We start from the raw sequence: 19629 nt of genomic DNA, 5'->3' as shown, positions 1-19629 counted from the left end.
CCTCCATTCTGAAGCATTGTGCCGATTACCGGGGTGCCGCCCCGCTAACCCGCCTGTTCGATACCTCTACTCATCTCGAGGCACCTTATGGCCGACAGGTCGGCCGGTGTCAGTTTCTATCGGACCGTGTCCGACCAATCAGTGACGACTGGTCTGGAACGGTCCGATGACCAGCAGGTGTTCATCATCGTGCTCACCACCGAAGTGGGTGTTGCGCTCAAAAAACACTTCGCTGTTCAGCTCAGTATCCAGGTCCCGGGCCAGGCTGCGGAACAGCGCCCAAGACGCCTCGTTGTCCGGAGTGATCGTGGTTTCGATGTAGCGCACCTCCGCGCAGGCTTCACGGCCCAGCAGATGTTTGAGCATCCGTTTGGCCAGACCTTTACCGCGCGCAGCCTCGGCAATCACCACCTGCCAGACAAACAGTGTGTCCGGTTTGTTGGGTTCTACGTAACCGGACACGAAACCGACCAGTTGCTCGCCATCGAATACGGCCACGGCGGTATCGGCGAAGTGAGAGCACTGGAGCAGATTGCAGTAAATGGAATTGGGGTCAAGGGGCGGGCTGGCAGCCACCAGCTGATTCAGGAGGTAGCCGACCTCAGCGGTGGGCTTGCGAAAATCCAGATTGTCACTGGGTGTGTCGGTCATGGTCTGCTCCTTCCCGTTTATAACAACAATATAGGGGTATGATCCCAAACCCGCAAAAAATCAAGGTTTGCCCCGACAATTCGAATGAATTGAAATAGTTAGAGAACTAAATAAAAATCTATAGTACACTAAGCTAAATGATCAGTCCACCCGAACCCATGCAGCCCTTCGGAGACACGCGCATGACCAAAGACGAATCTCACCTGCCTCAGGGCCTGGCTTCCCGCGCCGAACGCAACATGACGGCGCTCAAGTCCATGAGCACCTCGGACAAGATTGAAGAGGTATTGGTTTCGCTGCGTCGGGTCATCCGGGCGACCGACCTGCATTCGAAGAAGCTGGTGAAAACCGCCAGCGTCACGGGGCCACAGTTATTGCTCCTGCAGATCGTTCATGCCAAGGGCGACATGACCATCAGCGAGCTGGCCCGGGATATGAGCCTGAGTCAGGCCACCGTCACCACCATTCTGGACCGCCTGCAGAAGCGGGAGCTGATCGAGCGCATCCGCTCGGAAACCGACAAGCGCAAGGTCTACCCCCGTTTGACCGACCACGGCCGAAAAATCCTGGCCTCAGCGCCCACGGCGCTGCAGGACAACTTTGTGGAACGGTTTCGGGAATTGGATGAATGGGAACAGAGCATGATCATCGCCGCCCTGCAGCGCGTGGCGGAAATGATGGACGCCAAAGATATTGATGCCTCGCCCTTCCTGGATGTCGGCGCCCTGGATCGCGCTATCCCTACGCTGTAGCAGCCACATATCCGGGCCCGGACCGAATTGGGGCCGACCTTTCAAGACACGCCGTAAATACGGTCCTACGCGCTCCCGGCGCTCGCGGACACTTCCCGCATCCCTGCGGGGCGTCCACGCAGGCTCGAATCGCGGGTCCCCCGCTCCACGGTCTTGAAAAGTCGGCCCCAATTCGGCCCTCTGTGCAATACGGATAACGCTCGACACTGGTCACCCCCGCCTCACGGCTGTATGATTCGCCCAACGACAGAACCAGAGACCGATCTATCCCATGACCCTGGCGAACCAACTGACCCTGATCCGCATTGTTTTCATCCCGCTGTTTGTAGTGGTCTTCTATCTTCCGTTCGGGTGGGCCCACTTCGCCTCCGCCATGATCTTCAGTGTTGCCGCCATCACCGACTGGGCCGACGGCTACGTCGCCCGCAAATACGACCAGTCCACCCCTTTTGGCGCCTTCCTGGACCCGGTGGCGGACAAGCTGATGGTGGTCATCGCCCTGGCCCTTCTGGTTGAGCTGCACGCCACGCCCTGGTTCACCGCCCCGGCGATTGTGATTATCGGCCGGGAGATCGTAATTTCGGCCCTGCGGGAATGGATGGCCGAGCTGGGCGAACGCGCCAGCGTCGCGGTGTCCTACATTGGCAAGATCAAAACCACCCTGCAGATGACGGCCCTGATCGTCCTGCTGGCCGACCTGCCCTTCGCGCTCTTTTACTGGCTGGGCTACATCACCCTGTACAGCGCCGCCCTGTTGACCCTATGGTCCATGATCCTCTACCTGCGCGCCGCCTGGCCGTTTATGCGATTGAAGTAGGCGCTCAAATATTGACCAACCACAAAAAATTCCCGGATAACCCACGGAAACCCCTAGGATTTTTTCGGCGATTCCTTTAGAATTCGCCCCTCTTCAAGCAAGGCGCGATAGCAAAGCGGTTATGCCCCGGATTGCAAATCCGGTTAGGCCGGTTCGACTCCGGCTCGCGCCTCCAACTTTCCCTTCGCAGTACTCTCCCCGGCCGGGATGGTGAAATTGGTAGACACACAAGACTTAAAATCTTGAGATCGTAAGATCGTGCGGGTTCAAGTCCCGCTCCCGGCACCATTTATACTCGCGGAATTGGTAGACCCACAGGCGTCGGATTACGCGCTGCGCGCTCCGATGCGTCGGACCGATCCGACCTACATGAATCAATGGTCAGAAGTAGCACTGAGGTTCGGCGCGGGGTATACCGCTTCGAGACTCTCTGAGGCATGGATGCCGATGAGAAGCCCCCAGGGATGGGTTCACGGCGGGTCTCGAAGCGGTATACCCCGGGCCGAACCGGACGTCATATAACCACCATCACCCATGAAAATGGCCGTAAATCTCCTCCGCCAGGCGTTTGCTGATTCCTGGCACCTTGGAAAGATCCGCCACACTGGCCTTCTGTACCTCCTGCAGCCCCCCAAAGTGGCGCAACAACTCCCGACGGCGGCCGGCACCCACCCCGGGTACCCCCTCGAGACTGGACGTGCGCCGCTTCTTGTCCCGGCGCTGGCGATGCCCGGTAATCGCAAACCGGTGCGCCTCATCGCGAATATGCTGTAGCAAATGCAGTGCCGGCGAATCGCTCGACATCACAATCTCTTTACCGCTCTCCGCCCAATACAGCGTCTCGAACCCCGCCTTGCGCGTGGTACCTTTGGCCACACCCAGCAACTGGACATTGTTCACACCCAGCTCCGCCAGTACTGCCTCGGCCTTACCGAGCTGACCTTTACCGCCATCAATAATCAGAATATCCGGCAGCTTGCCCTCGCCTTTCTGCAACCGGGTATAGCGCCTCTGCAGCGCCTGCTCCATGGCCGCGTAGTCGTCACCGGGGGTGATACCGTCAATATTGAAGCGGCGATAATCGGACTTCAGCGGACCGTTGGTATCGAACACCACACAGGACGCCTGGGTCAGCTCACCGCTGCTGTGACTGATATCGAAACACTCCAATCGCTGGGGCATCTCGTCCAGACCCAACGCATCCTGCAGGGCAATAAAGCGGTCCATACTGTTCTTACGGCTGTTTACCCGGCTCGTGAGATTCTGCTGGGCCGCCGTGGTCGCCATTTGCACCCACTGGGAACGATGGGTGCGCACCTTGTCAGTGACCGTCACCTGGCGACCCGAGGCACTCTTGAGCGCCTGGGCAATCAGCTCAGCCTCCGCCACCGGGTGGCTGGTGATAATTTCCCGGGGGATTTCCCGGCCCTCGCTCGCCAGATAAAACTGTGGCAGGAATTCGGTCAGGACATCGGATTCTGAATCCGCCAGTGTCACCTGCGGATAGTAGCTGCGACTGCCCAGAATTCTCCCCTGGCGAACAAACAACACATGCACGCAGATCAACCCCGCCTGCAGCACGGCGGCCACCACATCCAGATCGCCATACCCCTCTTCAATCAGATTCTGGGACTGAATGGAGCGCAGCGCGGTGATCTGATCCCGCAGCGCCGCCGCCCGCTCAAACTCCAGCGCCTGGGACGCCGCGTCCATCTGGTCCGCCAACTCCTTCATCAGAGAGTCGCTGTCCCCGCTCAAAAACATGCGGGTGTGGCGCACATCGTCAGCGTAGTCTTCCGGGCTGATGTAATCCACACAGGGCGCGGTGCAACGTTTGATCTGATATTGCAGACAGGGGCGCGAGCGGTTTTTGAACACACTGTCCTCGCACTGACGCACCTGAAAGGTTTTCTGCAGAAAATTCAGGCTGTCTTTCACCGCCCCAACATTCGGGTAAGGGCCGAAGTAGTGACCGCGCTTTTTCTTGGAGCCCCGATGAAAACTGATGCGCGGAAAGGTCTCGCCACTGGAGAGAAAAATGTAGGGGTAGGACTTATCATCCCGCAACAGAATGTTATAGGGCGGCCGGTGGGATTTGATCAGATTCTGCTCAAGAATCAGCGCTTCGGTTTCGCTCGAGGTGACCGTCACATCGATCTGACGAATTTTCGCCACCAGGGCCACGGTTTTCGGAGACAGGCCGGAGCTGCGGAAGTAGCTGGACAACCGGTTTTTCAGGTTTTTGGCTTTACCGACGTAGAGCAGCTCACCGCCACCGTCGTACATCTGATAGATGCCCGGTTGTTTGGTGGTGTTGGCCAAGAATTGTTTGTGGTCGAATACATCAGGTGTGTTCATGGGCGGGAAGAATACCACCGGTTGGCGGGGATGTCGTGGTTTGGGTTACGGCGGATGCGCGCTTCGCGCTTATCCGCCCTACGCACACTGCCGTGATCCGTGTAGGGCGGATAAGCGAAGCGCATCCGCCGCATCCCAACCCAACCTACACCACCGCCTCCGGATCCAGGAAATTGTGCTTCACCGCCAACAAGGTCAACTCCACATCGCTATTGATATCGAGCTTCTCGAAAATCCGATACCGATAGCTGTTCACCGTTTTCGGGCTGACACAGAAAATATCGGCAATATCCTGCACCTTCTGGCCATTGGCAATCAGCATGGCGGTCTGCAACTCCCGCTGGGAGAGTTTCTCAAACGGCGAGGACGTGTCCCCTTCTCCGGCAAAGTTTTTCAGGGCCAACTGCTGGGCGATGGCGTTGCTCATATAAAGGTCACCGCGAATCACCTTGTTGATGGCGTCGGTGATTTCGGTGAATTCGGCCCCCTTGGTGACGTAGCCGACCGCGCCGGCCTGCATCAGTCGGGTGGGATACAGACTGTCATCGCAGGCGGTGACCGCGATGATCTTCACTTCGGGATTGATCTGCCGCAGTTTTTTGGTGGCTTCCAGACCGCCCATACCGGGCATTTTCACATCCATGAGCACAACGTCGGGCACCAGTACCCGTGCCTTGGTGACGGCTTCCTCGCCGCTTTTGGCATCTCCTACTACATCAAAGCCGTCCACGTCGGCCAGCATGCGCACAATGCCCATGCGAACCAGGTCGTGGTCGTCTACTACCAGAATCTTTGTCAACGTTAGCCCCCAATCCAGCTTTTGGTCCTGACACATTCAATTTTTGTTATGGCGTTTTTTTGGCAAAACGTCTGTTATGGGGTTCCTGACACCGGCGTTCGGTGCACTTTAGCGGGGCGTGAGGGAACCGGTCTCACGCTCGGTCCCTCGAGAGTTGTTGTCGATTACATCCATACGGTAACGATTAGGTTACGGCGGATGCGCTTCGCTTATCCGCCCTACGCAACCACCGCAGTCTCCGTAGGGCGGATAAGGGCAAAGCCCGCATCCGCCGTTATTGCGCGAGCCACGGCAGCATCCATTGGGCGGATCGGTCCGACGTTTCGGAGCGAAGCGCATCCGCCGAATCAGCCCTTATTATAAACCGCCATCACCCGCACCAAACACCGTTCGGAAGGTCAGATTGATCCTTGGTCCGACGGCTCGGGCGGTTTTCGCCAGTTGGTGCTGCCAGAAATGCTGGGTGGTTCCGGCCATGACCAGCAGCGAACCGCTGGGCAAATCCAGCCGAACCGGCGCGAGATCCTTGCGGGTTTTGTGCCTGAGCGCAAAGCGTCGCTCCGAGCCCAGGCTGAGTGAGGCAATTACCGGGTTGCGACCCAGCTCCGGCTCATCGTCGGCATGCCAGGCCACACTGTCCTGTCCAGTTCTGTAAAGATTGGCCAAGACGCTGTTAAAGGTCAAGCCCTGTCGCCTCTCAAGCTCGCTTTTTATCGCCTCAAGGGTCGGGGTCCAGGGTTCGGGGTCGAACCGGACGCCAGAATAACGATACGGATGACCGGGGTCACCATACCAGACATCCAGGCGAGGGACCGGTATCCGTTTGCCATGCATCTGAATGTGGGTCTGCTGCCAGGCCAATTCGGTGCGCAGCTGGTCGAACAATCGGCGGGTTTCCTCTGGGGTCCACCAGTTGCGATACAGGCGAACATCGCCGTCCTCCCGGATCAATACCTCCGGTTCAGGGTCCGCCATGTCACCAAATAACGAGGTTTGCTGCGCCGTCATCTTACAGAGCCCGGTGTTTCAGCTTTTCGATCTGATCCCGCAGGCGGGCGGCCTCTTCGAATTCCAGGTTCTTGGCGGCCTGGTACATGGCCTGCTCCAGCTTGGCCACCGCCTTGAGGGGATCGCCCTCCTGCTCAACCTCGTAGCGGGCCCGCTTCTCCGCGACAGCTTCCTTGCGCTGACGACGGGCGCCGGAACCGGGCACCGGGCCCGCCTCCATAATGTCGGTCACACTCTTGCGAATACCCATCGGGGTAATGCCGTGTTCCTCATTGTGGGCCAACTGTTTGGCCCGCCGGCGCTCGGTTTCGTCGATCGCCCGTTGCATGGAGCCGGTGATCCGGTCGGCATAGAGTATCGCCTTGCCGTGCAGGTTCCGGGCGGCCCGGCCGATGGTCTGGATCAGAGAACGCTCGGAACGCAGGAAACCTTCCTTATCCGCGTCCAGAATGGCCACCAGGGACACTTCCGGCATATCCAGGCCCTCCCGCAACAGGTTGATACCCACCAGCACATCAAATTCGCCCAGACGCAGGTCGCGAATGATCTCCACCCGTTCAACGGTATCAATGTCCGAATGCAGGTAGCGCACCCGGACCCCGTGCTCGGCGAGGTATTCGGTCAGGTCCTCGGCCATACGTTTGGTCAGTACGGTAAGCAACACCCGCTCGTCCCGGTCTACCCGCAAACGGATTTCGGACAGGGCATCGTCCACCTGAGTAGTGGCTGGCCGCACTTCGATTTCCGGATCCACCAGACCGGTGGGGCGTACCACCTGTTCCAACACCTGCCCGGCGTGTTCCGCCTCGTAGGGCCCCGGGGTGGCCGAGACAAAAATCATCTGCGGTGCCAGCCGTTCCCACTCTTCAAACCGCAGGGGTCGGTTATCCAGTGCCGAGGGCAGGCGAAAACCGTACTCCACCAGGGTTTCTTTACGAGAGCGGTCACCCTTGAACATGGCGCCAATCTGGGGGATGGTCACGTGGGACTCATCCACAATCAGCAGCGCCTCGTTCGGCAGGTAGTCAAACAGGGTCGGCGGCGGCAGGCCCGCGTCCCGGCCGGAGAGGTAGCGCGAGTAGTTCTCCACGCCATTGCAGTAGCCGAGCTCCTGCATCATCTCCAGATCATAGCGCGTGCGCTGCTCCAGGCGCTGAGCCTCTACCAGCTTGTCGTTCTCACGCAGCTGTTTCAGGCGTTCTTCCAGCTCCACCTTGATCTGGTCAATGGCCTCCAACATGCGGCTGCGCGGGGTGACGTAGTGGGATTTCGGGTAGATGGTGGCTCGCGCCACCTTGCCCCGCACCTCGCCGGTCAGGGGGTCGAACACGGAAATCTGCTCCACCTCCTCGTCAAACAGCTCCACCCGGTAGGCGTCGAACTCGGAATCAGCCGGGAAAATATCGATCACATCGCCCCGCACCCGATAGGTACCGCGCTGAAAGTCCATGTCATTGCGGGTGTACTGCAGCTCGGCGAGACGGCGCAGAATCTGGCGCTGATCCACCTGATCACCCCGCACCAGATGGAGCAGCATTTTCAGGTAGGAATCCGGGTCACCCAGACCGTAGATGGCTGAAACCGTCGCCACCACAATGGCGTCCTTACGCTCCATCAACGCCTTGGTGGCTGACAGGCGCATCTGCTCGATGTGCTCGTTGACCGAGGCGTCTTTCTCGATGAAGGTGTCCGAAGACGGCACATAGGCTTCGGGCTGGTAGTAGTCGTAATAGGAGACGAAGTACTCCACCGCGTTGTTGGGGAAGAACTCCTTGAACTCCCCGTAGAGCTGGGCGGCCAGGGTTTTGTTGTGTGCCATAATCAGGGTCGGCCGCTGAGCCTGGGCGATCACATTGGCCATGGTGAAGGTCTTGCCCGAACCGGTCACACCCAGTAGCGTCTGGTGCGCGAGGCCAGCATCGATGCCTTTGGCCAGCCCGGCAATGGCCGCCGGCTGGTCGCCCGCGGGCTGGTAATCGCTCTGAACCACAAACTGCTTGGACATTGAGACGCCTTTTGTACGATCAAAAGAAACATTGTAACGCATACCCTGGTGGTAAATGATGGACGCCATTAAACATTGGTTAAAAACTGAACTGGACACCGACGTCGCCCGTACGGAGCCACTCTCCGGCGGCGATATCTGCGATACCGTTCGCATCACTACCACGGATGGACGGGACCTGTGCATCAAACAACAGGCCACCGCACCGGCGGATTTTTTCCTTGCCGAGGCCGCCGGTCTGGAAGCCCTCCGGGCAACCGATACGCTACGGGTGCCGGAGGTGATCACCGCACAGCCCACGTTTATCGCCCTGGAATATATTGCGCCCGGGCGCCCCGGTCCAAATTACTGGCGGGACCTGGGCGAAGGGCTGGCCGCCCTGCACCACCAGCCCGCGCCGAATTTCGGGTTCACCATGGACAACTATTGCGGTCGCACCCCGCAACCCAACCCCGCCACCAACGATGGCCACCAGTTTTTCGCCGAACAGCGCCTGATGTATCAAGGCCGGCTGGCCGAGGCGGCGGGCCTGCTCTCCGCCCGGGAACTGCGGGACCTGGAAACGCTCTGCCAAAAGCTGCCCGATCTGATTCCCGAGCAGATGCCCGCCCTGATTCACGGTGACCTCTGGGGCGGCAATATCCACTGCGATGAAATGGGAAACCCCGTATTGATCGACCCCGCCGCCCACTGGGGCTGGCCCGAAGCCGAGCTGGCGATGACCCGACTGTTCGGCGGTTTCTCTACCGGGTTCTATGAGCACTATACTCAAGTCAACACGCTCGATTCCGGGTGGCAGGAACGGGTGCCACTGTACAACCTGTACCACCTGCTCAACCACCTGAATCTGTTTGGTGGGGGCTATCACTCCCAAGTAAATCAAATAGTTAGTCGATACACTTAGAGTCGTTTATTTAAAGTGAATTATTTTCACGATCCGACGTATCCCTCAGGGACACCGCTAACAGGAGGCCCCGTATGAAGCAGTACCGTACCGAACAGGACAGCATGGGCGAGGTGCAGGTCCCGGTCAGCGCCCGCTACGGCGCCCAGACTCAGCGGGCCATCAACAACTTCCATATCAGCGGTACCCCCCTGCCCTCGGCCTTCATTCACGCCGTCGCACAGATCAAGAAAGCCGCCGCACAGGCCAACACCGCGCTGGGATTGTTGGAGCACCCCCTTGCCGAGGCGGTCATCGGCGCCGCCGGCGAGGTCATCAAAGGGCACCACGACGACCAGTTTCCCGTCGATGTTTTCCAGACAGGCTCCGGCACAAGCACCAATATGAACGTCAACGAGGTCATTGCGCACCTGGCCAGCGAACGCAGCGGCAAAGCGGTCGGAGCCAATGATCACGTCAATATGAGCCAGAGCAGCAACGACGTCATCCCCACCGCCATTCACCTGAGCGGCGCCCTGGCCCTGAACAACCACCTCCTGCCGGAGCTGAAATTCCTGCACACCACCCTGCTGGACCGGGCCCATGAGCTGGACCAGGTTGTGAAAACCGGTCGGACCCACCTGATGGACGCCATGCCGGTCACCTTTGGGCAAGTGCTGCGGGGCTGGGCCAGCCAGATCGAGAGCAGCGAACAGCGCCTGCACCAGAGCCTCGACCAGCTTTGCGCCCTCCCCCAGGGCGGCACCGCGGTCGGCACCGGCGTCAACGCCCACCCGGAGTTCGCCGGTCTGTTCGCCCGACAATTGAGCGAAAATATCGGCCTGGTCTGTGCGCCGGGGGACAACTTCTTTGCGCTCCAGGGGAGCCAGGATGTTGCCGTCGCCGCCTCCGGGCAGCTCAAAACGCTGGCGGTCAGTCTGATGAAAATTGCCAATGACCTGCGCTGGATGAACTCCGGCCCACTGGCCGGTCTGGGGGAGATTGAGTTGGAGGCATTGCAGCCCGGCTCGTCCATCATGCCCGGCAAGGTCAACCCGGTGATTCCCGAAGCCGTGGCCATGGCCTGCGCCCAGGTAATGGGCAACGATACCGCCATTACCGTGGCGGGTCAGTCCGGCAATTTTGAGCTCAACGTCATGTTGCCCTTGGTGGCCCACAACCTGCTGTCCAGCATCAAACTGATGGGCAACAGCTGCGAGGTTCTCGCCGAGCGCGCCATCGCCAGCTTCACCGTGCGCGAGGACAACCTTCAGCACTCCCTGGCCCGCAACCCCATTCTGGTGACGGCGCTCAACCCCATTATCGGGTACAACAAAGCGGCGGCCATCGCCAAAAAGGCGTACGCCGAGGGGCGGCCCATTATTGACGTGGCGGAGGCGGAGACGGATTTGAGACGGGAGGAGCTGGAGAAGTTACTGGATCCGGCCAAGCTGACCAAAGGTGGGTTGCCGGGATAGTCTTCACCGATTGGTAACGGCGGATGCGGGCTTCGCCCTTATCCGCCCTACGCAGGGCTCCACGGTATCCGTAGGGCGGATAAGCCGAAGGCGCATCCGCCGTAACCCAACCATCCGCACCCACCGAAATTCGCGTTGGGCGGATCGGTCCGACGCCTCGGAGTCGAAGGCGCATCCACCGCAATCCACCCAAAACTTAAGCGGCACCTTGCCAAACAAAAAATCCCCTCTATACTCACCTAAGTGTCGGAAAATGCGACACTTTTTGGGCTAAAAATTAAACAATCTGGAGAAAATCATAATGAGTGTGTCAGGCAAGGACTTGTTCTTTTTCGATCGTATGCTGACCCCGAGCATCATTACCGTTGTCTATTGGCTGCTGTTGCTGAGCGTGCTGGTGGGCGGTATCGGCATGATGTTCGGCCAATCGTTTTTCGCTGGTCTGGGCATCATCGTGTTTGGTGCCGTTGGTGTGCGTATCTGGTGTGAGCTGTTGATTGTGTTGTTCAAGATTCATCAGAACCTGAAAGCGATTGCCGATAAGCCATAATCGTCACGCCAGGTAACGGCGGATGCGGCCTTCGGCCTTATCCGCCCTACGGATACCACGGTAGTTTGCGTAGGGCGGATAAGCCGAAGGCGCATCCGCCGTAACCAAACCATCCGCACCCACCGCAGTTCGCGTTGGGCGGATCGGTCCGACGTATCGGAGCAAAGCGCATCCGCCGTAACCCACCCTGAACCTCCCTACTGCGCCGGCAACTGCCGCTTCAACACCTCCGCCAAATGCCGCGTCGCCGGTCCGGCCAACTCCCGATCGGCAAAAATCAGATAGAGCGCGTGCACCCGCTTACTCTCGGTCTCCATCGGAATCAGTTTCAGTGTCCCCGCCTCCAGATCGTCCTTCAGGTAGGCCTCAGGCAACCAGGCATAACTCAACCCCAGGCGAATCGCGTGCAGTGACGTTCGAATGTGGCTCACCGTCAGGCGCTGCTCCGCCTCCTGCCATCCTTCCGTATACCGTCGATGAATCCCCGAGTCCCGGACGATCGACTGCCGGTAATGACGTAAATCGTCGTAACTCACCGGGCGCCCCAGATGCTGCAGCGGATGGTCCGGGCTGGTCACCCCGCGAAAGGTCACAGACATCAGATACTCGCCATTGAACCCGGCGGGCACCCGTCCGGCGATCGCCACATCCACCTGATGCTGAATCAGCATATCCTCGGTGCCGCTCATCACAGACTCGTATAACTCCACCCGGGTGTCCGGAAACTCCCGGGCAAAGGAAGCAATACAGCACAGCACCTGCTCTGGCGGCACAATCACATCCCCCGCCAGACTCACCAGCGGCTCCACCTTGGCGGAGAGCTGAGTGGCGGCCGATTCCAGGTTTTCGGCCTCCATCAGCAGGTGCCGGGCCCGCCGGTACAGCACATCACCCGCCGGAGTGGGCACCGCCCGACGCCCCTGTAGCTCGAACACCGCCACACCCAGCGCGGTTTCCAGCTGGGAAATGGCATAGGACACCGCCGATTGGCTTTTGCCGAGTGCCTCGGCGGCCTTGGCATAGCCACCGGCATCGATCACTGCCATAAACGCCCGCCACTGATCCAGGCTCACTTTCGGTTCCATAGTCCGCCCCTAAACACAAAAACCATCAAATAATTCGATCAAACCCTTCCAAATATCGCTATTTATTATTCGCTCGTCAAATCATTTAATAGATGCATCGAGTCAACAGTCTCTAAAGGAGAGATTCACATGGCGACATTACTTCAGATCAACAGCAGCCTGTCCGGTGACGACGGCCATTCCAGCGCCCTCAGCAACAAGTTCGTTCAGCGCTGGCGCGAGCACAACCCCGGCGGTAAAGTCATCGTTCGCGACCTGGCCCGCCACCCGATTCCGCACCTGGACGCGGAGCGGCTCCACGCCTTCATCACCCCGGCTGAGAAGCGCACGGCCACCCAGCAGGATATCGTGAGCTATTCCGATCAGTTGATCGACGAGCTCAAGCGCGCGGACGTGATCGTCTTCGGTGTGCCCATGTACAACTTCGGCGTGCCATCTACGCTGAAAGCGTATTTCGATCACATTGCCCGCTCCGGTGAAACCTTCCGCTATACCAGTAATGGCCCCGAAGGCCTGCTGGAAGACAAGCCAGTGTATATCTTCGCGGCCCGGGGCGGTATCTATCAGGGCACCGATGCGGACTCCCAGACCGGTTACCTCAATACCTTCCTGGGCTTTATCGGCCTGACCAAGACCCACTTCGTCTACGCCGAAGGTCTGGCCATGGGTGAGGACAACCAGAAAAAGGCACTCTCCAGTGCCGAGGAACAACTGACTGAATTGGCCGCTGCCTGATACAGCGGCCCAGATCAACGGGCAACAACCCGTCGGAGGTGTCTATGCAACGCCAACTGCAACAACTGATTCCGGCCCTCGCCACCAGCGACGGGGCCGGCGTGCGGATCAAGCGCAGCCTGGGACAGAGCCAGCAGGCGCGTCTGGATCCCTTCCTGATGCTCGACGAGTTCAACTCCGAGAGCAAGGACGACTACATCGGCGGTTTCCCGTCTCACCCGCACCGCGGGTTTGAAACGGTCACCTACATGCTTGAAGGTCATATGTTGCACGAGGACCACATGGGCAACCGGGGTGACCTGAAAAGCGGTGACGTCCAGTGGATGACCGCCGGGCGCGGCATCATTCACTCGGAGATGCCCCAGCAGGAAGAAGGTCGTATGCACGGCTTCCAGATGTGGCTGAACCTGCCGGCAGCAGAGAAAATGAAGCCGGCGGCCTACCGGGATATTCCCGCCAGCGACATCCCGACCCTGGCGCTGGCCAACGGTGGCAAGGTGAAAGTGATTGCGGGTAGTGTGACGGCCGATGGACAAACGGTGGAAGGCCCGATCCAGGGGCTGAGCACCGAGCCGCGTTACTGGGATGTGCAGTTGCCCGCGGGTGCCACCTTCGAGCAGGCACTGCCGAAAGGACTGAATGCGTTTCTGTATGTGTTTGAAGGGGATCTGACCATCGGCGAGCCACCCAGGCAGTTGAAGAACGGCGCCGCCGGTGTGTTGAGCGATGGCGAGTCGCTGACCATCACCGCCGGGGATTCGGGAGCCCGTGCGCTGGTGTTAGCCGGCAAACCCATTCAGGAACCCATTGCGCAGTACGGGCCTTTCGTGATGAATACCCCGGAGGAGATCGAGGAAGCGATCAATGATTATCGGGCCGGGCGTTTGGCCGGGTAGTTACGGTAGCATCACGTTCGGTTACGGCGGATGCGCTTCGCTTATCCGCCCTACGCCTGGCACCGAGTTACGCGTAGGGCGGATAAGGGCGAAGCCCGCATCCGCCGTAACCCAACGTCAAGCATCCACCCCAATCAAATCAATCACCGCCCCATCCGCAACGCCACCGCCGTCACCAACGCCCAAACCCAATTGAACACAATCACCAACAACGGCGTCAGGGTCCCCAACCCCAGACCCGCAATCCCATGCGGCGTCTTATACGGAAACACCAGAAACAACTGAATCATGGTCGGGAACAGACTGAGCACAAACGTCTGGGCCCACAGCCGATTATTCAACACCGGCAGCAGAAACAGAAAGCCCCACAGCCCACCCCAGACAATCCTCGGGTACAACCAGTCCGGCGACAACCCCGGCGCAATGGACACCCCGAGCGACTGGCTGATGCCGTACATCCCGAACAGCCAGACCACCAGGCTGTTACCCAAACCGCCGAGCGAGCCGGCGCCGAAGACCATTAACAGTTTTTTCATTGTTTTCCCCCAAGTAAATATGGTTTTGGTTACGGCAAACAACCGCAATTTGCGTAGGTCGGATTAGCGCGCAGCGCGTAATCCGACAGGATATTCGGAGCGGGACGTCGGATTACGCGCTGCGCGCTAATCCGACCTACGGGATTGCTACGGCGGACACAACTCATTACATCCCTTAACAACCCCCAATGGTCCATACCACCAAAAGCCTGTAAACTACGCCCTCATTTCTTCAGCCGTCTATCCCTATGTTCGCGTTTTTCGAAAGCCTGCTCAAACCCTTCCCGGTCGAAGAGCCGCAACAGCCACCCAAGAACCTCGTGGCCTTCTGCCGCCACTATACCAAAGGCGCCGGCAAATTCCTGTTAACCATGTCGTTCATGGCCGCACTGATTGCCGTCATGGAAGTGGCCCTGTTTCAGTTCCTGGGACTGACCGTCGACTGGCTCGGCCAATACAGCCCGACCGAACTCTGGGCCGAACGCGGCACGGAGCTGTGGTTGATGGCCTTTGTGGTCCTCATCGCTATCCCGGTCACGGTGTTTTTTCACTCCACATTGATTCACCAGACCCTGCTCGGCAACTACCCCATGATCATCCGCTGGCAGGCGCACCGCTACCTGCTCGGTCAGAGCGTGGCTTTCTTTCAGGACGAATTCGCCGGGCGCATCGCCACCAAGGTGATGCAGACCGCGCTGGCAGTGCGCGAAACGGTCATGAAGTTGCTGGACATCACCGTCTATGTGCTGGTGTATTTCACCAGCATGCTGGTGCTGCTGGGCTCACTCGACTGGCGCTTGATGGTGCCGCTCGGTGTCTGGTTTCTTGCCTACATCGCCCTGCTGCGCTATTTCCTGCCGCGCCTGTCCGCCGTTGCCACTCGGCAGGCCAATGCCCGAGCCGACATGACCGGGCGCATTGTGGATACCTACACCAACATCGCCACGGTCAAACTCTTCTCGCACTCCCGGCGCGAGTCCGATTACGCCCGGGATGGCATGGAGCGGTTTCTGCACAGCGTCTACCCGCAGATGCGCCTGGCCACCCTGCTCAACAGCGGTGTCTGGGGCATCAATGCCCTGTTGATCTTCAGCAGCGCGGCGCTGTCCATCTGGCTGTGGAGTGGCAACATCATTTCAGTCGGCGCCATTGCCGCCGCCATGGGGCTGGTATTGCGCCTGAACGGCATGTCCCAGTGGATCATGTGGGAAGTCTCCACCCTGTTTGAAAACATCGGCACCGCCAAAGACGGCATCAACACCCTCTCTCACCCGCGTGCGGTGGGCGACGCCGAACAGGCACAGCCCCTGAACGTCCGTGAAGGCGGCATTGAATTTGATCAGGTGACCTTCCACTACGACAAGGGCGAAGGAGTGCTGGAGAATTTTTCGCTGGACCTCAAGCCCGGCGAGAAGATTGGTCTGGTCGGCCGCTCCGGCGCCGGCAAATCCACCCTGGTCAACCTGCTGCTGCGCTTTTACGACATTGAGAAGGGGCAGATCCGGATCGACGATCAGGACATCAGCCAGGTTCAGCAGGAAACACTTCGCGCCCAGATCGGCATGATCACCCAAGACACCGCCCTGCTCCACCGCTCGGTACGTGACAACCTGCTCTATGGCAAACCCGGCGCGACCGAAGAGGAAATGATCGAAGCGGCCAAGCAGGCCGAAGCCCACGACTTTATTCTCGGTCTGAGTGATGCCGAAGGACGAACCGGCTACGACGCCCATGTAGGCGAACGCGGGGTGAAACTCTCCGGCGGCCAGCGTCAACGTATCGCCATTGCCCGGGTGCTGCTTAAAGACGCCCCGATCCTGATCATGGACGAGGCCACCTCGGCCCTGGATTCAGAGGTCGAAAGCATCATCCAGAGCAACCTCAGCCGATTGATGGAAGGCAAAACTGTCATCGCCATCGCGCACCGGTTGTCCACCATTGCCGCGCTGGATCGGTTGATCGTGTTGGATCAGGGTAAGATTGTCGAACAGGGAACCCATTCGGAGTTGATTGCCCAGGGTGGGTTGTATGCGCAGTTGTGGTCGCATCAGTCCGGCGGGTTTTTGGGGGAGGAATAAGTTCGGGACGGCGGATGCGTGTTAGTTCGGTAACGGCGGATGCGCTTCGCTTATCCGCCCTACGGGTAGCACTGAGGCCCGCATCCGCCGTTACCCCACCAACCGCAACCTGCCCTACTTCCGAAAATAATGATCCCAAATCAACATCAAAAGCCCAATAAAAAACCCCACATGCGCCACCATCGCCCCACCGGCAAATAACAGCCCCAACCCAATCGGATTCCCGTCGGAAGGCCCAAAAATCACATACGCAATCAGTGGCAAAGAGGTGACAAACACCAACAGCAGACTGTAGGCAATGATCTTCAACCCTCGGGACGCATCGCTGCGCCAGATGGCGGTAATGGGATTTTTGATTTTCATTGGGTGGCCAAAAGTGCTCGGGCGAACAGCTTGAAGTCATCCAGGTGGCGACTTCCAATCGCATAGACAATGGCCCAGTCAATTTCATCGTAACTGTGAACCATCACATTTCTGAAACCAACGGCCTTTTTCATCCTCTCCGCTAACGCGGGCTCAATGACACCCACTTTCGCCAGGGCATCAAAGCCCTGCCCCATGGTTTTTGGCGCGGGAGCATCGGAATGTTCGGCCAGCCAGTGTGCGGACATGTCGACACAGAGCTGAACGGCGCGAGTCAGATTCAAGGCGACGATATCTTGCGCATCCACATCCGACAGCAATTCCGCCAAAGACGCCGGGAGTTTTTGTTCAACCCGCTGGATGCAACGCCGGAGTGACTCGATCTTCTCTTCTATCAAGGCTTGATCCACTGGTTGCGCCTCCCCTCCAATATACGTCGTTGATAACGGCCAAAATCCTCTTCCATCATGATACTTCGATAGAGAAGATCGCCTTTGTCGGATACCGAGCCTTTTACGAGGACACCCTTGCTGACGATTTCATGGAGCAGGGGCTGTCCGATTTGACGTATATCAATAATGTCGATGGCACGACCAAAACGACTCGCGAGTTCCCCGATCAACGCCATCTTTTGCTCTGTCGTCAACGGCGCGGTTGTCTCGACAGCCAGATCGAGATCGCTTGTCACCTTCTCCCAACCTTCAGCCATGGAACCAAAGAGCACCGCCAGGCGAATATCCGTCCGATCCGCCAGCGCTAGCTTGAGCGAGTTGATGGTGTCTTCAGCTGGCATAATGTCTCCTTGGGGGGGGATCGGACTACGCGCGTTGCGTTCCGAAACGTCGGATCGAGCCGACCTACTGGGCTTGCGGCGGAATTAGTCGGGTTACGCGCGTTGCGCTAACCCGACCTACGGGAAGCTCTGCGTGACGGTCGAGTAGGTCGGGTTAGCGCAACGCGCGTAACCCGACAAACCTGCCCTGCTTTACAACGCTGCCAACGTGGTCGGCTGGCGGGACTGGATCAAGGCCTGAACCTGCTCGGCCGACTGCATGCTGCGCACCTCGACACCGCTCGCCTGCAGGTCCACATCCATACCCAGCTCTTCTTTGACCAACAGCTCCAGCGCCTCCTGATCCACCTGGCCATCGGCACGGGTGATGCGCTCCATCTGCTCGTCGGTCAATTGGGCGCTGCCGCCGGGCAGGTAGATGGTGCCGTTAGAGAAGTCCACCGCAAAAGCGATCACCCCGGGCACAAAGAAGAACAGCAAACCCACGGCGTTAAGAGCCACCACGGCCGGGTCGAGCTGGCCACCGGTCTGCCCTTTCCGCTCGGGATACAGCACGGTGCCGCAGGCGGTGGTCTGGAGAATCAGGCCAACGCACAGGCCGGAAGCGATGGCTTTGCTTAAGCGATTGATGCGCATAGAGTTTTCCTCTTTGTTGTTGAATTCCACGTAGCAAAGACTATAGCACATGGCATTGGGTTCCGTGGCGCCAGAAGCTTGGGTTGCGGCGGATGCGGTTGGGTTGGGTAACGGCGGATGCGGGCTTCGCCCTTATCCGCCCTACGCCATCTGCCGTGCTATCTGTAGGGCGGTATAAGGGCGAAGCCCGCATCCGCCGGAACCACCACGCGGATTTATGACGCTGAGCTCAGCCGTAGGGCGGATAAGGCCAGAGGCCGCATCCGCCGTAACCACGGCCTAAACTAACCTGCAACGCTAAAAAAGGGGTTGCAAAAATCCGAAGTTTTGGTAAAGTTCGCGCCTCAAACGAGACAGGACTATAGCTCAGTTGGTTAGAGCGCTACCTTGACATGGTAGAGGTCACCAGTTCGAATCTGGTTAGTCCTACCAAATACCGAAAAACGGCTTGAGGTTCAGACCCCAAGCCGTTTTTTTATGCCCAGACATTCAGGCACCCAAAAACCGCTTTACAGCGTCGGCAACGCAGGTAGCTGTAATGCGGTTTTTAAAAAAATGCCCGCGCTAAGGCGGGCTAGTTTGAGGAGATGATGGCCAAGAAATAAGGTTGTCAAAAGGCTCCAGTCAGTGAGGGGACAAGTTGTTCAGTTTTTGTACTTGAGCGGCCATGTTGTAACCATCCCACTGATCCGTGCGCGCTTCGCGCCAACCGGAGAGCCATTCCTGGCGCGCTGTGCCGCTCTCGTGCGGACACAGGCTGCGGGACCGACCCGCAATACCGGCTTGATAACCCTTACCAAATGCGCGAGCTGTCTGGTTACGCTTTTGACGTTTCATATGTGATGCACCTCTATGTAGCCGTTAATCTTGCAGAGCCCAGCGCCGGGGTGGCGCTGGGCCTGTTAGGGAAACGCACCCACTGGGCGGGGATGCCCGGCACTGTGCGTAGGGAGGTACTGCATCGCCTCTAGCCAGCCACCCGGGAAAATCGGTGGTGGATCCGTGGAGGCGAATGCTCAGTACAGCAAAAAGCCCCCCGGCTGTGAACGATTGTTTTTTTATAGCAGAGGTGTTTCATATGGCACTTTGCTCTAGAATCCGGTTTGACAAAGTGGTTGGGGTGGGCTTTCCAGCGTAAAACAGAACGTTGGGTTACGGCGGATGCGCCTTCGGCTTATCCGCCCTACGCGACCTCCGAAGCCATGC

Annotated in this window: 20 protein-coding genes and 3 tRNA genes; 11 read left to right on the top strand and 12 right to left on the bottom strand. The window is 58.8% G+C overall.

Annotated elements, in window-relative coordinates; translation table 11 throughout:
• Nucleotides 1-138: 138 nt before the first annotated feature.
• On the bottom strand, nt 139-651 hold the full coding sequence (gene ectA, locus N645_RS0103460; protein WP_024460119.1) for a diaminobutyrate acetyltransferase: 513 nt from the start codon (nt 649-651) through the stop codon (nt 139-141).
• 257 nt (nt 652-908) lie between these two features.
• Between ectA and N645_RS0103455 the strand changes: the two genes are divergently transcribed.
• The 4 genes from N645_RS0103455 (at nt 909) to N645_RS0103440 (ending at nt 2508) form a co-directional block, all read left to right on the top strand.
• The gene (locus tag N645_RS0103455) at nt 909-1403 is read left to right on the top strand and encodes a MarR family winged helix-turn-helix transcriptional regulator (RefSeq protein ID WP_202960771.1); all 495 of its coding nucleotides are present in this window, start codon (nt 909-911) and stop codon (nt 1401-1403) included.
• Between the two features lie 271 nt (nt 1404-1674).
• Nucleotides 1675-2220, top strand: a complete 546-nt coding sequence (pgsA, locus tag N645_RS0103450) for a CDP-diacylglycerol--glycerol-3-phosphate 3-phosphatidyltransferase (RefSeq protein ID WP_024460117.1) — start codon at nt 1675-1677, stop codon at nt 2218-2220.
• A 101-nt stretch (nt 2221-2321) separates the two neighbouring features.
• Nucleotides 2322-2395 (top strand) — tRNA-Cys (locus tag N645_RS0103445).
• A 26-nt stretch (nt 2396-2421) separates the two neighbouring features.
• Nucleotides 2422-2508, top strand: a tRNA-Leu gene (locus tag N645_RS0103440).
• 240 nt (nt 2509-2748) lie between these two features.
• Here the strand turns inward: N645_RS0103440 and uvrC are convergent.
• The 4 genes from uvrC to uvrB form a co-directional block, all read right to left on the bottom strand.
• The gene (uvrC, locus tag N645_RS0103435) at nt 2749-4578 is read right to left on the bottom strand and encodes an excinuclease ABC subunit UvrC (RefSeq protein ID WP_024460116.1); all 1830 of its coding nucleotides are present in this window, start codon (nt 4576-4578) and stop codon (nt 2749-2751) included.
• 145 nt (nt 4579-4723) lie between these two features.
• Entirely contained in the window at nt 4724-5377 is a 654-nt protein-coding gene (locus N645_RS0103430) for a response regulator (protein WP_024460115.1), read from the bottom strand.
• Nucleotides 5378-5734: 357 nt separating this feature from the next.
• Nucleotides 5735-6385 carry an alpha-ketoglutarate-dependent dioxygenase AlkB gene (locus N645_RS0103425; RefSeq protein WP_024460114.1) on the bottom strand — a complete coding sequence of 217 codons (651 nt, stop codon included), beginning with the start codon at nt 6383-6385 and terminating at the stop codon, nt 5735-5737.
• 1 nt (nt 6386) lies between these two features.
• Nucleotides 6387-8390 carry an excinuclease ABC subunit UvrB gene (gene uvrB, locus N645_RS0103420; RefSeq protein WP_024460113.1) on the bottom strand — a complete coding sequence of 668 codons (2004 nt, stop codon included), beginning with the start codon at nt 8388-8390 and terminating at the stop codon, nt 6387-6389.
• A gap of 55 nt (nt 8391-8445) precedes the next feature.
• On the opposite strand from uvrB, the gene N645_RS0103415 reads away from it, so the two are divergent.
• From N645_RS0103415 to N645_RS0103405, 3 genes are all read left to right on the top strand, one after another.
• Nucleotides 8446-9294 (top strand): fructosamine kinase family protein, encoded by an 849-nt coding sequence (locus N645_RS0103415; protein ID WP_024460112.1) that lies wholly within the window; start codon nt 8446-8448, stop codon nt 9292-9294.
• Nucleotides 9295-9368: 74 nt separating this feature from the next.
• A complete protein-coding gene (locus N645_RS0103410; RefSeq protein ID WP_024460111.1) occupies nt 9369-10751 on the top strand; it encodes an aspartate ammonia-lyase in 1383 nt (460 codons plus the stop codon).
• Between the two features lie 301 nt (nt 10752-11052).
• Nucleotides 11053-11301, top strand: a complete 249-nt coding sequence (locus N645_RS0103405; protein WP_024460110.1) for a DUF4282 domain-containing protein — start codon at nt 11053-11055, stop codon at nt 11299-11301.
• A gap of 197 nt (nt 11302-11498) precedes the next feature.
• Here the strand turns inward: N645_RS0103405 and N645_RS0103400 are convergent, their stop codons facing one another.
• A complete protein-coding gene (locus tag N645_RS0103400; RefSeq protein WP_024460109.1) occupies nt 11499-12386 on the bottom strand; it encodes a LysR family transcriptional regulator in 888 nt (295 codons plus the stop codon).
• A gap of 129 nt (nt 12387-12515) precedes the next feature.
• Here N645_RS0103400 and N645_RS0103395 point away from each other — a divergent pair, with 129 nt between their 5' ends.
• Nucleotides 12516-13121: an FMN-dependent NADH-azoreductase gene (locus N645_RS0103395; protein WP_024460108.1), complete on the top strand. Its 606-nt coding sequence runs from the start codon at nt 12516-12518 to the stop codon at nt 13119-13121.
• Nucleotides 13122-13165: 44 nt separating this feature from the next.
• On the top strand, nt 13166-14017 hold the full coding sequence (locus tag N645_RS0103390; RefSeq protein ID WP_024460107.1) for a pirin family protein: 852 nt from the start codon (nt 13166-13168) through the stop codon (nt 14015-14017).
• Nucleotides 14018-14160: 143 nt separating this feature from the next.
• Here N645_RS0103390 and N645_RS0103385 read toward each other — a convergent pair whose 3' ends face one another.
• On the bottom strand, nt 14161-14553 hold the full coding sequence (locus N645_RS0103385; protein ID WP_024460106.1) for a hypothetical protein: 393 nt from the start codon (nt 14551-14553) through the stop codon (nt 14161-14163).
• 248 nt (nt 14554-14801) lie between these two features.
• Here N645_RS0103385 and N645_RS0103380 point away from each other — a divergent pair, with 248 nt between their 5' ends.
• Nucleotides 14802-16631, top strand: a complete 1830-nt coding sequence (locus N645_RS0103380; protein ID WP_024460105.1) for an ABC transporter ATP-binding protein — start codon at nt 14802-14804, stop codon at nt 16629-16631.
• Nucleotides 16632-16745: 114 nt separating this feature from the next.
• On the opposite strand, the gene N645_RS0103375 is transcribed toward N645_RS0103380, so the two are convergent.
• The 4 genes from N645_RS0103375 to N645_RS0103360 form a co-directional block, all read right to left on the bottom strand.
• The gene (locus N645_RS0103375) at nt 16746-16994 is read right to left on the bottom strand and encodes a hypothetical protein (RefSeq protein WP_024460104.1); all 249 of its coding nucleotides are present in this window, start codon (nt 16992-16994) and stop codon (nt 16746-16748) included.
• A complete protein-coding gene (locus N645_RS0103370) occupies nt 16991-17404 on the bottom strand; it encodes a DUF86 domain-containing protein (protein WP_024460103.1) in 414 nt (137 codons plus the stop codon). Before N645_RS0103370 ends, N645_RS0103375 begins: the two co-directional genes overlap by 4 nt.
• Nucleotides 17389-17787 carry a nucleotidyltransferase family protein gene (locus tag N645_RS0103365; protein ID WP_024460102.1) on the bottom strand — a complete coding sequence of 133 codons (399 nt, stop codon included), beginning with the start codon at nt 17785-17787 and terminating at the stop codon, nt 17389-17391. Before N645_RS0103365 ends, N645_RS0103370 begins: the two co-directional genes overlap by 16 nt.
• A 192-nt stretch (nt 17788-17979) precedes the next feature.
• Nucleotides 17980-18423 carry a hypothetical protein gene (locus tag N645_RS0103360; RefSeq protein WP_024460101.1) on the bottom strand — a complete coding sequence of 148 codons (444 nt, stop codon included), beginning with the start codon at nt 18421-18423 and terminating at the stop codon, nt 17980-17982.
• A 355-nt stretch (nt 18424-18778) separates the two neighbouring features.
• On the opposite strand from N645_RS0103360, the gene N645_RS0103355 reads away from it, so the two are divergent.
• Nucleotides 18779-18855: transfer RNA gene (locus tag N645_RS0103355), tRNA-Val, on the top strand.
• A gap of 192 nt (nt 18856-19047) precedes the next feature.
• Here the strand turns inward: N645_RS0103355 and rmf are convergent.
• Entirely contained in the window at nt 19048-19260 is a 213-nt protein-coding gene (gene rmf, locus N645_RS0103350) for a ribosome modulation factor (protein WP_024460100.1), read from the bottom strand.
• Between the last annotated feature and the right edge of the window lie 369 nt (nt 19261-19629).

It is taken from the genome of Marinimicrobium sp. LS-A18 (assembly GCF_000463525.1).
Taxonomy (GTDB): domain Bacteria; phylum Pseudomonadota; class Gammaproteobacteria; order Pseudomonadales; family Cellvibrionaceae; genus Marinimicrobium; species Marinimicrobium koreense.
The sequence above is the reverse complement of the archived record's forward strand: the minus strand, read 5'-3'. Positions and strand labels throughout refer to the sequence as shown.